Genomic DNA, 13,520 nt, shown 5'->3' with positions numbered 1-13,520 from the left:
TACAGGTTCGGCATGTGCTGACAGCCCGAACACGTAACCGGGACATTGGCAAAAGAAAGCCGAGGCCAGAGCCTCGGCTTGCGGCGGTGCCGAATCAGGCTGCGGGGCCGCTCGGCTTGCGTGGGCCGTTGAACGGCGCCCAGTTCTCGCGCTGCATTTCCAGCAGGTAGGACTGGGCGTTGTCGGCGTGCAGTGGCTTGTCGCGCGGCACCCAGTTGTCGTCGTGCTTGTCCATGTCGGCGTCGTACTCGAAGCGGCAGGCCAGCGGGCTTTCGAAGTACCAGAACCAGTTGGAGCCGAAGCCATGGCGGCCCGGGCCCCAGTAGCTGTTGTGCCCCTTGGCGAGGAAACGGTTGCCGGCCTGCATGACTTCGCTGGGCCCGGCCAGGTGGAAGGCCATGTGTTCGACGCCCTTGACCTGCGGCGGGGTCTGGATCAGGAACATGGTGTGGTGTTCGTAGGTGCCCTTGGAACGCATGAACGGGCCACCGCCGAGACGGTCGTTGACGCGGAACTGCAGGCGCTCGACGTAGAAGGCCTCGGCCTTGGCCAGATCCGGCACGAACAGGGCGAAGTGGCCGAGACTGCGCGGCAGCCCGACGTGGCTGTCGTCGACACCGAGCACGTTGATTGGGCGCTGCAGCGGTGCACCGGGGGCGTTGATCGCCTCGGCGGGCAGGTTGATCTCGCGGCGCCGGGTCAGCTGGAACGCCAGGGTGATACCCATGTCGTCGAGCGCCTCGAGCGCGCCATCGGCCAGGCGCTTGACCTCGCGGTCCTTGCCCAGTTCGGCGGCGATCTCGTCGAGGCTCTGCTGATCGGCGACGCCATAGATGATCTTGCGCGCCTTATTGGCCGGGCTCAGCGGTGCCGGCAGCGCCGGGTCATTGCTGGCGGCAATGATCACGCCGGTGCCGTCGAGGGTTTCGAACAGGCGGCCGTCGCGCACCAGGCCGGCGTCCTTGAGACCGAAGTCGGTCATGTACTGGATGGCGACGTCGAGGTCGTCGACGCCGAAGACCACTGCATCGGGTCCGAGGATGTTCATATAGGGGTGCTCCGAATTCGGATGGGCGGCGTCCGCGACCGCCGCGTGCGGCGGTCGCAGGTCGGTCACGAGGTGATGCTGACGTTCTCGCCACGGCGCAGGGCGGCCATGCGCTCGTCCAGCTCGCCATCGACGTAATACAGCTCGGTGTAGAAACCGATCAGCTCGCGGGTATCCCAGTAGCTCCAGCGGCAGTTGCCGAACGGCCCCTCGAAGAAGCCGGCCATGGCTTTCTCCAGGCCCTGCTCCAGGTAATGCTGCTCGGCCTGGGCGTATTCCTCGGCGCTGGACTGACGGAAACCGATGTGGTGCGGGCCGTAGCCGCGGCTGTCGATCCAGTCCTTGTACAGGCTGCTGCCGCCGTCGTGGCGGGCCAGCTCGATCAGGGTGTCGCCGGCGAAGCCATAGGCGCAGCTGAACTGGAAGTCGCCCGGCTGGCCGCGGTATTCCTTCTGGGTCTGCTCCTTGGCCAGGTCGTAGGCGACGTTCCACACCTCGACGCCGTTGGTCTTCGTCCACATTTGCATGGCCGCTTCGATGTCCGGGACGACGAAGCAGATCTGGTCGAACTTGCGACCGATCAGGTTCTTGGCGATATCACTCATGGCTTGCTCCAGTCCTCACTCTTGAATCACACGCAGGCTGATGGCGGCCGCCGGGCAGTCGCGCACCAGTTGCTCGAACTCGCCCTTGCGCGCGATGTCGACGAAACGCTGCTTGAGATGGGCGATATTGGCCGCCGCATCCAGCTCGAAGACGTCGTCCGCCCCCAGGCACAGGCCATAGCCCTGGCACTTCTGGGTGTCCAGGATCACTTCAACTCTCTCAGTCGCCATCACTCTGTTCTCTTGTTCTGGGTGTTACAGGAATACGCCGAGGTTGGGCGTATGCAGCACGGCATGGGTGATCAGCGCCTTGCGCTTGAGCAACTTAAGGCCGCCATCGGTGATGCGCAGCAGGTCGTGGCGGCGCACCGGGATCACATCGCCCAGTTCATCGTGGCCACGCTGGCGATACAGCATCAGCGCGCTGATCACCGAGATCACGTCAGGGCGCTCGGTGGCCTCCACCAGCACGCTGCCGACCAGCCGCAGGGTGCGCGACGGCGGCACTTCGGCCCAGGCGTGGTCGCTTTCCAGACGGGCGATGCGGGTCTGGATATGCGCCTTGCAGTCCTTGATGCGGAACGCGCCTTCGGGGAACTCGTCGGCGTAGTCGCGCATGGCGATGCGGATCGGCACGTCGTAATCGATCTCGTCGTCGAGCAGGGCGAACCAGTCGCGGAAGCGACGTTCATCGAGGATCAACGCCTCGCGGGCGAGGAAGTCCGAGGCGATCTCGCGCAATTCATGCAGGTTGCTCATCACTCACACTCCCCTTCGCCCAGGCACTTGTCGGCAGTCGAACGCGGCGCCGACTTGCCTTCGGTCATCTCTTTCACCCAGCGGCGCCAGAAGCGCTCCTGGCTGTACTCGCCGTAGACCGACGGGTGGAACTCGCCCGGCCCCTTCCAGTCCGGATCCGGCCCGCCGCGCTTCTGCTGGTAGTGCAGGCGCATGCCCTTGGAGCGGGTCCACGGGCTGGACGCCACCTTGGCGATGCCTTCCCAGACTGCGGTGTCGTCCTGCTCGAAGATGCCGCCGGAACCGAAGCCGAACTGGCCGGCCATATAGGCGCGGGCATGGAAGTCCTCGGGCAGGCAGGCGTATTCCAGCTCGTAGTTCCACAGCTCCATCACCCCCGGCGCCACCGGCTGCCACATGCGGATGCTGGTGAAGGGAATCGGCATCTGCCCTGGCACGTCCGGCTGCGGGAAGCGCAGGAAGCTGAAGTTAGGGAAGATGGTGCCGATGGTCGGCGGCACCGTCTTGAGCATCTCCAACTGCACCTCGTCGAGATTGGACAGGTCGAACTGGGCGCGCTGCTCGGGCGTGTAGCCCCACATGTCGAACATCGGTGCGATCAGCTCCGGCAGCGCGTGGCCGATGAAGCTGTTGCCGTTGCCGAAGTCGTAGCCGCTGGCCATGCTGCTGACCTGGTTGACCCCGGGAATGAACTCCGACAGCGCCGCCGACAGGTGCGCTGTGCTGACGTGATAGGCGTCGCCGCTGAAGTTCTCCGCGCCGCTCTTCCAGTCGGCCTTGACGATGAAGCGCTCCGGTTCCTTGAGCACCTTCATGCCGTCCGGGTGCAGGCCGAAGATGGCGTCCATCATCCAGGCCGCGCCGCCGAGGTACTCGCGCAGCGGCGGCACTTCCTCGCTCAGCGAGGCGAACACGAAACCGTGGATGGCCTCGACCTTGGCCGCCTTGAGCAGGCCCCACTCCTTCTTGTCCAGCGGGCCGCCGTAGGCGTCGCGCATGTGCGGCGCGCCGGCCCAGTCGCCGTTGTTGCGGTAGACCCAGCCGTGGTAGGGGCACTTGAAGTGCTTGGTATTGCCCTTGTCCTGGTGGCACAGCTCGGTGCCACGGTGGCGGCAATGGTTGAGCATCACGTTGATCTGGTCGTCGTCGTCACGGGTGACGATGACCTTGTCGATGCCCATACGCCGCAGCACGTAGTCGCCCTTATTGGGGATCTCCGAGACATGCGCGACGAAGATCCAGTTGCGCGTGAAGATGCGCTCCATCTCCGCCTTGAATACGGCGTCGTCACGGAACACCTCGATGGGCAGCAGGCCTTCGTCCATGCCTTGCGAGACACGCTGGCAGAGATCGTCCAGATACTGGTCGGGGTTGCCTGGATAGATCAGGTCGTAATTCATCTTGGGTTACCTCCTCACTACTTATTCTTATTGGTCATGGGCCTTGCGGCGGGTCGGCTAATGGCCCGCTCGCTCCAGCACCTGCGCGCCCACTTCGGTGGCCACGCCCGCTTGTTTCGTTTCCCGAGCCTGCTTGGGTTTCAGCAGGAACACCGACAGCGCCGGCACCAGTACCAGAGCGCCGAGCATGTTCCACAGGAACATAAACGCCAGCAATGCCCCCATGTCAGCCTGGAACTTGATCGGGCTGGCCAGCCAGGTGGCGACACCGAGCGACAGGGTTATCCCGGTCAGCATCACCACCTTGCCGGTGAAGATCAGCGAGCGGTAATAGGCCACCGACAGCGGCTGGCCGCTCTTCAGCTGCACCAGCATCACCGACAGGATGTACAGCGCGTAGTCGACACCGATGCCCACGCCTAGGGCGATCACCGGAAGGGTGGCCACCTTCACGCCCATGCCCAGGGCGACCATCAGCGCCTCGGCCAGCAGCGAGGTGAGCATCAGCGGCAGCACCGCAACGACCACCGCGCGCCAGGAGCGGAAGGTGATCAACGCCAACAGGGCGACGATGGCATAGACCAGCATATTCATCTGCCGCCATGCGTCGCTTACCACCATGTTGGTCGCCGCCTCGATACCGGCGCTACCGGCCGCCAGGAGGAACTGCACCTCGTCGGTGTTGTTCTCCACCGCGAAGCGCTCGACGTGGTCGACGACGCGCGACAGGGTGGCGGCCTTGTGGTCGGCCAGGTAGACGTACAGCGTCAGCAGCGAGCAGCTGTCGTCGTACAGCCCGCGCGGCGCACTGGCGGTGATGGTGTTGAGCATGTCCTGGTTGGGCACGAAGTCGTACCACTTGGGATTGCCCTCGTTCAGCGCGGCACTCATGCGCCGACTCAGCAGGGCCAGGGTATCGGTGCTCTCCACGCCGTCCAGCTGGCGCAGCTGCCACTCCAGGGCGTCGATCTTGTTCAGGGTTGCCTTGGCCGAGCAGTAACCGGCGGGGGTCTTCACCATCACCGCCAGCACGTCGCTGGAGGCGCCGTAGCGGCTGTTCATGAAGGCCATGTCGCGGTTGTAGCGGCTGTCCTGGCGCAGTTCCGGAGCGCCCGGATCGAGGTCGCCGATCTGCAGGTGACTGGCGACGGTCCAGCCGGCAGCGGCCAGCACCAGGCTGCCGACAATCGCACCAATGGCCCAGCGCCGCTCGGTGAACCGATCGAGAAAACGCCACAGCGGATGCTTGGCCGCCCCGCCCTGATCGGCATGCTCGGCGCGCAGGCTACGCTTGGCGGCCAGCGGCGAAACCCCGACATAGCTGAGGATCACCGGCAGCAGGATCAGGTTGGTGAAGATCAGAATGCCGACGCCGATGGAGGCGGCCAGCGCCAGCTCGCGGATCACCTCGATGTCGATCACCAGCAACACGCCGAAGCCCACGGCATCGATCACCAGCGCCGCCAGGCCGGCGCCGAACAGGCGACGGAAGGTCAGGCGCGCGGCCGTCAGCTTGCAGACCCCGCGACCGACGTCCTGCAGGATGCCGTTCATCTTCTGCGAGCCATGGCTCATACCGATGGCGAACACCAGGAACGGCACCAGGATCGAATAGGGATCGAGGGCGTAGCCCAGGGTCGGCAGCATGCCGAGCTGCCAGACCACGGCGATCAGCGAGGCGATCACCACCGCAGCGGTGGAGCGCCAGCAGCGGGTGAACCAGTAGAGCACCGCGCTACTTAGGGCCAGGGTGATAAGGAAGAACAGCAGCACGCTGCGCACGCCGTCGATCAGATCACCGATCAGCTTGGCGAAGCCGGTGATGTGCAGCTCGAAGCCACGCGCCTCGTACTTGGCGCGCAGCCCCTCGAGGGACGCCGCCAGTGCGGTGTAGTCCAGCGGCTGCCCTTTGGCATCAGTGGCCAACAGCGGCAGGAAGATCGCCGAGGAGCGGAAGTCGTTGGCGACCAGGCGACCGATCTCGCCGGAACGCGCCAGGTTGGCCGCGAGTTGCTCAAGGCTGGCCTTTGATCCGTTGTAACCGTCCGGAATCACCGGACCACCCTCCAGACCATCCTCGGTCACGCCGGCCCAACGGGTCGACGGCGTCCACAGCGACTTCATCTGCATCCGGTTGACACCGGGCGTCAGGAACAGATCGTCATTCAGCTCGCGCAGCGCCTCCATGTAGCTAGCGTCATAAATGCTGCCCTTGGGGTTGGCCAGGGCGATGCGCACGGCGTTGCCCAGGCCAACCAGATCCTTCTGGTGGGCGGTGAAGTTCTGGATGTAGGCGTGAGCCTGCGGAATCATCTTCTCGAAGCTGGCCGCCAGTTGCAGGTGGCGCAACTGACCGGCGAAGAACAGCGTGAGCAGTGCGCACAGCACCACGACGATCAGTCGGTGGTTGAAGATCGCACGCTCGACCAGCGAACCGGAGCGGGGATCGAAATCGGTCATCGGGGTACGTTCCGGCGGAGTGACATTGAGGTTCATGGCTGCGCCTCCGTGCCGGCGTTCAGCTGCAGCGTGGTCAGGCCGAGGTTGCTGAGCAGCACGACGCTTTGCGGATTGACCGGCAGGATGCCGTTGAGCGAGGGCATGGCCTGGCTGCTCAACTGCACCAGCCCGTCCCGTTGCAGACCGAGCACATGGCCGGCCTGGGTCACCAGATAGAGCGAACCGTCACGCCCCAGGGTCGAAGCGGTGAAGGAAGAGGCATCGGCGGCGTCCAGGCGCTGCCAACTGGCCCCGCCATCGCGGCTGCGCAGCAGGCTGCCCTTGAGGCCGGCGACAACCATGTCGCCATCGCCCGGCAGCTCGGCCGTAAACAGACTGCCCTGATAGGGCACTTCCAGGCGCTTGAAGCTGGCACCGCCGTCCACCGAGCTCAGCACCAGGCCGCGCTCGCCGGCGACCAGCAGCGCTTGGCCGCGTTGGCGCACTGCGTAGAGGTGCAAGCCGGTGGGATTGTCCAGGCGCCCGCTCCAGGAATTCCAGCTCTGCCCCATGTCCGGCGAGGCGAAGACCATGCCGTAGGCACCGACCACCAGCAGTTGGCCGTCGGCACCGATGGTGGCATCGAGGAACGGTTTGTCCGGGCCTTCGTCGACCAGCAGTTGGGCGCTGTAGATCAACTGTTCGTCCTTGCTCGCCTGGGCGTCGCGCATCGCCACTTCGGCCGCGCGGCGGCCATCCAGACGCTGTACCCAGGTCTCGCCACCATCGCCGCTGGTCAGGACCACACCGGCGTGGCCGACCGCGACGCCCTGCTGGCCGGCGAAACGCACGGCGGTGAGCGTCACACTGACCGGCACGACAGCCTGGCGCCAGTGCGCACCACTGTCGTCGGACAGCAACACCAGACCACGTTCGCCAACGGAAACCAGGCGATCACTACCCGTGCGGGCAGCACCCAGCAGCACTGATTTTTCCGCCTGACTGGAGGCCAGCGCCGCGCGGCTGGCAGGCTCGCCGACTTCAGCGGCCGGCACCGATGCGACGGCGCAGGCAGACAGTCCACACAGCACCGCCCCGAGCACGCCGCGGCGCGCCTTGTCGAATTTGCAGCTCATGGGCATTGCCTCTTGTTGTTGTTCGCCACAGTCGCGACTCCGACTGTTGTGGCCCGAGTGTATGGAGTGGCTCCGGCACCAGCTACGCGCCGGCCTTTAATTCAGTTATCTAGAAAATGCAGGGCTAGGAGCGCCGCATGCAGCCATGAAAAGGCCATGCCCCAGCGATGTGTTGCACCCCGCTTTTATAGGGTGGGTTAGCCGTGTAGCGGCGTAACCCACCAGCGGTGCCGGCATGGACTCCGTGGCCAGGAGTTGGTGGGTTACGCTGATGGTTCCTACGCTCCAGCGTGGGAACCTGATCCGGGGACGCTCCGCGTCCCGCAGACGCAGAGCGTCTTGTAGCGGCATTCCCACGCAGAGCGTGGGAACGATCAAACTGGAACATTGCCAATGAAAAAGGGGCCTTGCGGCCCCTTTTTGTACAGCGCTGCGCTCGACTTCAGCGCACGCTGCTGCCGGCCAGGCCGTCAGGTGAAAACACCTTGTCGTTGCCCATGTCCTTGAGCACGTACTGCTTGGGCTTGGAGCCGTTGAGCTGGGCGACGAAGGCGGTGCCCGCCTGCAGGTCGTTGTAGCCGAAGGTGGAGATGGCGCTGCCCGGCAGCTCCGGCACCGCGATCACCTGCGACCACAGGGTCCGCCACAGCTGGCCGTTGGCATCCCAGCGGTCGGCCAGTACGCAGACCCAGGTGTCCTCGTCGCAGTAGTAGCGGCTCTTGGCGGCCTGGTGACGCTGGCCGCTGCGCACGTTGGCCTCGACCACCCAGACGCGGTGCTTCTCCCAACGCACATAGTCGGGATTGAGGAAATGGCCCTTGATCGCGTCCTCGTCCTTGCCCGCCTGCAACAGACGGTTGGCGTTGTAGGGGATGAACATTTCCTTCTTGCCGATCATTTTCCAGTCGAAGCGGTCCATGCGCCCGGTCCAGGTGTACATCTCGTCGAAGGTCATCACTCCGGCGGCGGCCGGGGTCGGCGTGTCGCAGCAGCCGTTGGGCAGCTTGCGCACGCGGCGCTGGCCCTTCAGGTAGACCCAGGTCTGCAGCTGGTCCGGATCGAGATACTCATGGGCCAGCAGCGCCTCGCCGGCGCGCAATGGCGGGCCGATGTTGCGGATCGCCACCTGCCAGAACGGCTTGCCCTCGCTGTCGAACTGTTCGAGGCTGCCGTTCTGGTCGTAGTACGGCAGCTGCTCGTTGATCTCCGCATCGGTGACCAGCACAGCGCGGCCGTCGGCGAGAATCTGGTACCAGGTGTTGAAGTGCTGGAAGCGCGCACCACGCCAGCGCAGCACATGGTTCCACATCACCTCCTCCGCGCTCTGCGGGATCGCAAAAGGAATGCCACCATAGACGCCCTTGGGCACGCCCTTGTCGAGCGTGCCGCGGGTGGCGTTGGCGAAGGTGTTGTCGTACACCCACTGCGGCGCAGCCGCGGTACGGTGCGTGGGGTAGACGTCGAGGCGGTAGTCCGGGTACTTCTTCAACATCGCCTGCACCCCGTCGCTGAGGTTGCCGGCGTACTGCGCCATGTTCTGCGCGGTGATGGAAAACTGCGGTTTTTCATCCTTGAACGGATCGCCGCGGCGCCCGCCCGGCGTGTCGCCCGGCGTCGCAGTGGTCAGGCCGCCGGTCCAGGCGGGAATCGAACCGTCGGCATTGGCGGCCTTCTCGGCGCCTACGGGCGTGAGGTCACCGCCTTTCAGCCGTTGCGCCTGATCCGCCGGCACTGCTGCGTGGGCAGGCAGCGCAACGGCACAGGCGAGCAGCGCCAGGCCTTGCCCGATGGCAAATAGCTTTCTCATGGCTTTTTCCTCGTTCTTGTTTTAAGCAGGTTGATCAGAAACTGCGGCGCACCGTGAAGGCGACGAAGTCGCGGTCGTGGCGAGCCTGCTGGTAGCTGTACGAATTGGTTTCATCCAGGAAGGTGCCGGCCGGACCGAAGAAGTGGGTGTAGGCCAGGTTCAGGTCCCACTGATTCATGTACAGGCCGCTGACGCCGATGGTGAAGTCGCCGCCGTTTTCCGCCGGTACCGCCGCCGGGCCAAGCGGGTTGCGCGAGCCGTCGGGGGTAAAGCCGACGCCCATCGGCACGCTGATGTCCCAGCCGACCAGGGCCTGGCGGTACATCGGCTCGAACACCGCACGCATCGACCAGGAGTCACGGGTGATGTTGGGGTCCAGGGCGGCAGCGCCGGCCGGCGTGTCGTCGCAGTTCTGCTTGCACTTGAGCAGGCGCGTCCAGGCCACCTCAGCCACCAGATTGGCCTCGTTCCACAGCGCGGTGCGCGGCACGGTCCAGATGGTCGAGAGGTTGACGTGGGCGGTGTCGCCAACGGCGTAGGCCGGGTGGTCGCTGTTGTCCGGGGCCGGTGCGCCGAGCGCCGAGGCATCGACGGCATGGGTGGTGGCCAGGGACTGGTCCTTGCGAATCGAGGTCTCCATGGCCAGGTTCAGGTCGCCGAAGCTACGACTGGCGCTGAAACCATAGAGCTGGGTGTCCTCCTGATAGGCCAGGTAGTAGCCAGTCGGCAGTACCGGACCGAACGGGCCGAACGGCTGCCCCAGCTCGGTAACCTGCTGCAAGTCCTTGTCGTGGAAGCGCAGGGCATAGAAGCCCAGGTCGAACTCACCCACCTGCCAGCGCAGCTGCACGCCGAACTGGCCTTCGTCCTTGGCATCCTGATCGGAACCACGCAGGGCAGAGAGACCCGTGACCGGATCGAGCACCAGGCGCTCGGCACCGTCGCCAACGATGTCGGATACCGAGAAATAACTGCCGGATGCCGGAATGCGGTTATGCACATAGCGGAACTGGTAGTAGGCGCCGAGCGACAGACCATCGGTGAGCTGCCATTGCGCCGAGACCTGCGGTACCGGCAGGACGAACTCCTTGGCCTCGGCAGTCGGGTCGTCGATCAGCCGGGTGACATCGAACGGGCTCTGCGCACCGGCCACCGCGTTGCCGGCGAAGAACAGGCTCTCACCCCAGACCAGCGAGTGCTGGCCAAGACGCCCGGTCAGCTCGGTCTCGCCCAGTTGCAGGCGACCGAAGACGAAGGCATCGCGCAGCTCGACGTCACGGCCGTGCTGGTCACGGGTCGAGTCGGTGAACTCGTTGTAATCGCTGGACAGCTGGCTGGGGAAGGCCCCACCAGCGACGCCCGGGTTGTCGTTATCGCGGTTGTAGACGGTGTCGTACCAACCCATGGCACTGGCCCGCGCGCCGAAGCCGTTGGCGTGGACGATGTCGAGCTCGCTGAGCAGCTCGCCGCGGTTGGAAACCAGGCCGCTGCTGAAGTTCTGGTCGCCGTCGTCGAGGTTGGGATTTCTCAGCAACTCGCTCTCGCGATCCTTGACCCGAAACATGGCCGAGTAGCGTAGCGAGTTGGTCCAGTCGACCTTCAGGCCGTCGTCCGACTCCCAGCTGAACGTCGCCCAGCTCTGCGCGGGTGACAGGGCGCCAACCACCAGGGCGACACCGAGGGCGGCGGGTAAACGAACGCACTTGCTCTTGCGAAGTGTCATGGCTCTACCTTCTTTTATGATTGTTCTGGGTGCCAAGTTGCGGTGCAGCGACCCGCCACCAACGCGTGCGGCGGGCCACCGGTTCTGGGTGCTACACGGGTGTCACTCCGTCCCAGCACAGGTACTTGATCTCGAGGAACTCATCGATGCCGTAGTGCGAGCCCTCGCGACCCAGGCCGCTCTGCTTGATGCCGCCGAATGGCGCCACCTCGCTGGAGATCAGCCCGGTGTTGATGCCGACCATGCCGGTCTCCAGCGCCTCGGCGGTGCGCCAGATGCGCGCCGCGTCCTTGCTGAACAGGTAGGCAGCCAGGCCGAAGTCGGTGTCATTGGCCATGGCGATAGCCTCGGCCTCGTCACGAAAGCGCAGCAGCGGCATCACCGGGCCGAAAGTCTCCTCGCGGGCGATGGTCATGCCGAGGTCGACATCGGCCACCACGGTCGGCTCGAAGAAGGCCCCACCCAGCGCGTGACGACGGCCACCGGCGAGCACCCGGGCGCCACCGGCCACGGCGTTCTGCAGGTGTTCCTCGACCTTGCCCACGGCGGCCTCGTCGATCATCGGACCGATCTGCACGCCCGCCTCCAGGCCGTTGCCAACCTTGAGTTCGGCGGCGCGTGCAGCAAGGCGCGCGGCCAGTTGCTCATAGATGCCGTCTTGGATCAGCACGCGGTTGGCGGCGATGCAGGACTGTCCGGTGTTGCGGAACTTGGCGTTGAGGATGCCCTCCACGGCGAGATCCAGATCGGCGTCCTCGAAAACGATCAGCGGCGCGTTACCGCCCAGCTCCATCGAACATTTCTTGATCGTCTCGGCGGACTGCGCGAGCAGCACACGGCCCACTTCGGTGGAGCCGGTGAAGGTGATCTTGCGCACCAGCGGATGGCCGGTCAGCACGTTGCCCACCGGACGCGTGGCGTTGCCGGTCACCACGCTGAACACCCCGGCCGGCACGCCGGCGCGCTGCGCCAGTTCGGCCAGGGCCAAGGCTGTCAACGGGGTCTGGCTGGCCGGTTTGACCACCATCGAGCAGCCCGCAGCGAGCGCCGGACCGGCCTTGCGGGTGATCATCGCCGCAGGAAAGTTCCACGGGGTGATGGCCGCGCACACGCCGATTGGCTGCTTCAGCGCGACGATGCGCTGGCTGTCCTTCGGCGCCGGGATCACGTCGCCGCGCACCCGCTTGGCTTCCTCGGAGAACCACTGCAGGAAGGAGGCGGCGTAGTCGATCTCGCCACGCGCCTCGGCGAGCGGCTTGCCCTCCTCCAGGGTAATCAGGGTCGCCAGGTCTTCCTTGTGCTCGACCACCAGCTGGTACCAGCGGTTGACGACCTCGGCGCGCTGCTTAGCAGTGACCTTGCTCCAGCGCTTAAACGCCTCGTGCGCCGACTCGATGGCGAACTCGGTCTCGGCTTCCCGGCACACCGGCAGCTCGACCAACATCTCGCCGGTCGCCGGGTTGCGCAGGGCGTACTTGCCATGCGCGGTCTGCTCGACCCACTGGCCATTGATAAAGGCAGCCTGACGCCACAGCATCTTGTCTTTCAGTAGTTCCTGGCTCATCGCCGTATCCTCAGCAGGGGAAGCGGCCGATCAGGAACTGGCTGTCGTCGTCCGAGGTGCACTCGAGCTTCGACGCCACCAGCCCCTGACGCAGGACCTTCATCAGACGGTCTGGAATACGGCCGACCGGCGCACGCAGCGGGCCGCCGTTGAAACCGGCCAGCCAGTCCATGTACTTCCAGTGGGCACGGTTGATGTAGTTGGAACCTGGCATGTAGGCACCGGTGGCCGCGCCCACGGCACCGCGCGCCGGCTGTACCTGCCAGTACAGCTGCATCGCCTCTTCCCACTTGCCGTTGCGGGCCAGGTCGAAGGTCTTGGTGAAGTGGTCGCCCATCCACTGGGTGTAACTGGTACCGGAGAACTGCAGATCCATGAACTTCATCAGCGGGATCACATCGCTCTCGATCGGGCAGCTGATGATGGTTTCCTTGCCGAAGCGGTGGTAGGTCTCGATCAGCCCGGCAACATGCGGGAAGCCCTGCTCGGCCTTGATCGCCACGACGTTCGGGCAGTCGTCGAGCAGGCGGCGGATCAGCTCCGGCGACATGCCCTGCGGGTGCACGCGCTCGAAGCCCCACAGCGGGATCGGGAACAGCATCACGGCCAGGTCGGTGGCGTCGCAGAAGGTCTTGGTGTAGTCGTAGATTTCCTTCTCGCTGGTCGGCCAGAAGTTCGACGGGTAGGACAGCAGGACGATATCGGCGCCAGCCTTCTCGGCCAGTTTCACCGCCTCGATGTTCTCGGCCAGGGTGCCGAAGCCGGCATGGAAGAACAGACCCAGCTTGTCGCCGGTGGTGTCCTTGGCCCAGGCGGTGAACTGCGCGTTCTCCTCCGGGGTGATCGCCACTTCGGTGCACAGCAGGGTGTAGGTGAAGCCCAGGTCGGAGACCTTCTGGATGTCGTGGCGGATGCCCTGCTCGTTCAGGCGTTTGAGGTCGGCGCTGTAGCTGGGGATGGTCACACCCGAGCAGCCGACCAGCATCTCGCTGGCCCAGGCACGGGCGTCTTGGCGTTTGTAGTTGGCCATTTTTGTTGC

At 65.2% G+C, this 13,520-nt stretch carries 11 protein-coding genes; all 11 read right to left on the bottom strand.

Annotated elements, in window-relative coordinates; translation table 11 throughout:
- Positions 1-94: 94 nt before the first annotated feature.
- The gene (locus NVV93_RS07335) at positions 95-1,048 is read right to left on the bottom strand and encodes a VOC family protein (protein ID WP_258253773.1); all 954 of its coding nucleotides are present in this window, start codon (positions 1,046-1,048) and stop codon (positions 95-97) included.
- Between the two features lie 65 nt (positions 1,049-1,113).
- On the bottom strand, positions 1,114-1,653 hold the full coding sequence (locus NVV93_RS07330; protein WP_258253772.1) for a VOC family protein: 540 nt from the start codon (positions 1,651-1,653) through the stop codon (positions 1,114-1,116).
- A 15-nt stretch (positions 1,654-1,668) separates the two neighbouring features.
- Positions 1,669-1,884 (bottom strand): ferredoxin, encoded by a 216-nt coding sequence (locus NVV93_RS07325; protein ID WP_258253771.1) that lies wholly within the window; start codon positions 1,882-1,884, stop codon positions 1,669-1,671.
- A 24-nt stretch (positions 1,885-1,908) separates the two neighbouring features.
- Positions 1,909-2,412, bottom strand: coding sequence for an aromatic-ring-hydroxylating dioxygenase subunit beta (locus tag NVV93_RS07320; protein WP_258253770.1), 504 nt, complete (start codon positions 2,410-2,412; stop codon positions 1,909-1,911).
- Positions 2,412-3,812 (bottom strand): Rieske 2Fe-2S domain-containing protein, encoded by a 1,401-nt coding sequence (locus NVV93_RS07315; RefSeq protein WP_258253769.1) that lies wholly within the window; start codon positions 3,810-3,812, stop codon positions 2,412-2,414. The genes NVV93_RS07320 and NVV93_RS07315 overlap by 1 nt, the downstream gene beginning before the upstream one ends.
- Positions 3,813-3,869: 57 nt before the next feature.
- Positions 3,870-6,308 carry an RND family transporter gene (locus NVV93_RS07310; protein ID WP_258253768.1) on the bottom strand — a complete coding sequence of 813 codons (2,439 nt, stop codon included), beginning with the start codon at positions 6,306-6,308 and terminating at the stop codon, positions 3,870-3,872.
- Positions 6,305-7,387, bottom strand: a complete 1,083-nt coding sequence (locus NVV93_RS07305; RefSeq protein WP_258253767.1) for a YCF48-related protein — start codon at positions 7,385-7,387, stop codon at positions 6,305-6,307. The genes NVV93_RS07310 and NVV93_RS07305 overlap by 4 nt, the downstream gene beginning before the upstream one ends.
- Before the next feature lie 442 nt (positions 7,388-7,829).
- Complete coding sequence (locus NVV93_RS07300) at positions 7,830-9,194, bottom strand: DUF1329 domain-containing protein (RefSeq protein ID WP_258253766.1); 1,365 nt, start codon at positions 9,192-9,194, stop codon at positions 7,830-7,832.
- Positions 9,195-9,228: 34 nt separating this feature from the next.
- Positions 9,229-10,917, bottom strand: a complete 1,689-nt coding sequence (locus NVV93_RS07295) for a DUF1302 domain-containing protein (RefSeq protein WP_258253765.1) — start codon at positions 10,915-10,917, stop codon at positions 9,229-9,231.
- Between the two features lie 91 nt (positions 10,918-11,008).
- The gene (locus tag NVV93_RS07290) at positions 11,009-12,481 is read right to left on the bottom strand and encodes an NAD-dependent succinate-semialdehyde dehydrogenase (protein WP_258253764.1); all 1,473 of its coding nucleotides are present in this window, start codon (positions 12,479-12,481) and stop codon (positions 11,009-11,011) included.
- 10 nt (positions 12,482-12,491) lie between these two features.
- Positions 12,492-13,511 carry a dihydrodipicolinate synthase family protein gene (locus NVV93_RS07285; RefSeq protein ID WP_258253763.1) on the bottom strand — a complete coding sequence of 340 codons (1,020 nt, stop codon included), beginning with the start codon at positions 13,509-13,511 and terminating at the stop codon, positions 12,492-12,494.
- Between the last annotated feature and the right edge of the window lie 9 nt (positions 13,512-13,520).

This window comes from Pseudomonas sp. LS44 (assembly GCF_024730785.1).
Taxonomy (GTDB): domain Bacteria; phylum Pseudomonadota; class Gammaproteobacteria; order Pseudomonadales; family Pseudomonadaceae; genus Aquipseudomonas.
This window is presented reverse-complemented; position numbering and strand designations above follow the sequence as displayed.

Excerpts from the sequence above, each read along its gene's own strand:
- NVV93_RS07295 (WP_258253765.1), bottom strand. The coding sequence starts at position 10,917 with ATGACACTTCGCAAGAGCAAGTGCGTTCGTTTACCCGCCGCCCTCGGT.
- NVV93_RS07300 (WP_258253766.1), bottom strand. The coding sequence starts at position 9,194 with ATGAGAAAGCTATTTGCCATCGGGCAAGGCCTGGCGCTGCTCGCCTGT.
- NVV93_RS07325 (WP_258253771.1), bottom strand. The coding sequence starts at position 1,884 with ATGGCGACTGAGAGAGTTGAAGTGATCCTGGACACCCAGAAGTGCCAG.
- NVV93_RS07335 (WP_258253773.1), bottom strand. The coding sequence starts at position 1,048 with ATGAACATCCTCGGACCCGATGCAGTGGTCTTCGGCGTCGACGACCTC.
- NVV93_RS07310 (WP_258253768.1), bottom strand. The coding sequence starts at position 6,308 with ATGAACCTCAATGTCACTCCGCCGGAACGTACCCCGATGACCGATTTC.
- NVV93_RS07290 (WP_258253764.1), bottom strand. The coding sequence starts at position 12,481 with ATGAGCCAGGAACTACTGAAAGACAAGATGCTGTGGCGTCAGGCTGCC.
- NVV93_RS07285 (WP_258253763.1), bottom strand. The coding sequence starts at position 13,511 with ATGGCCAACTACAAACGCCAAGACGCCCGTGCCTGGGCCAGCGAGATG.
- NVV93_RS07315 (WP_258253769.1), bottom strand. The coding sequence starts at position 3,812 with ATGAATTACGACCTGATCTATCCAGGCAACCCCGACCAGTATCTGGAC.
- NVV93_RS07330 (WP_258253772.1), bottom strand. The coding sequence starts at position 1,653 with ATGAGTGATATCGCCAAGAACCTGATCGGTCGCAAGTTCGACCAGATC.
- NVV93_RS07320 (WP_258253770.1), bottom strand. The coding sequence starts at position 2,412 with ATGAGCAACCTGCATGAATTGCGCGAGATCGCCTCGGACTTCCTCGCC.
- NVV93_RS07305 (WP_258253767.1), bottom strand. The coding sequence starts at position 7,387 with ATGAGCTGCAAATTCGACAAGGCGCGCCGCGGCGTGCTCGGGGCGGTG.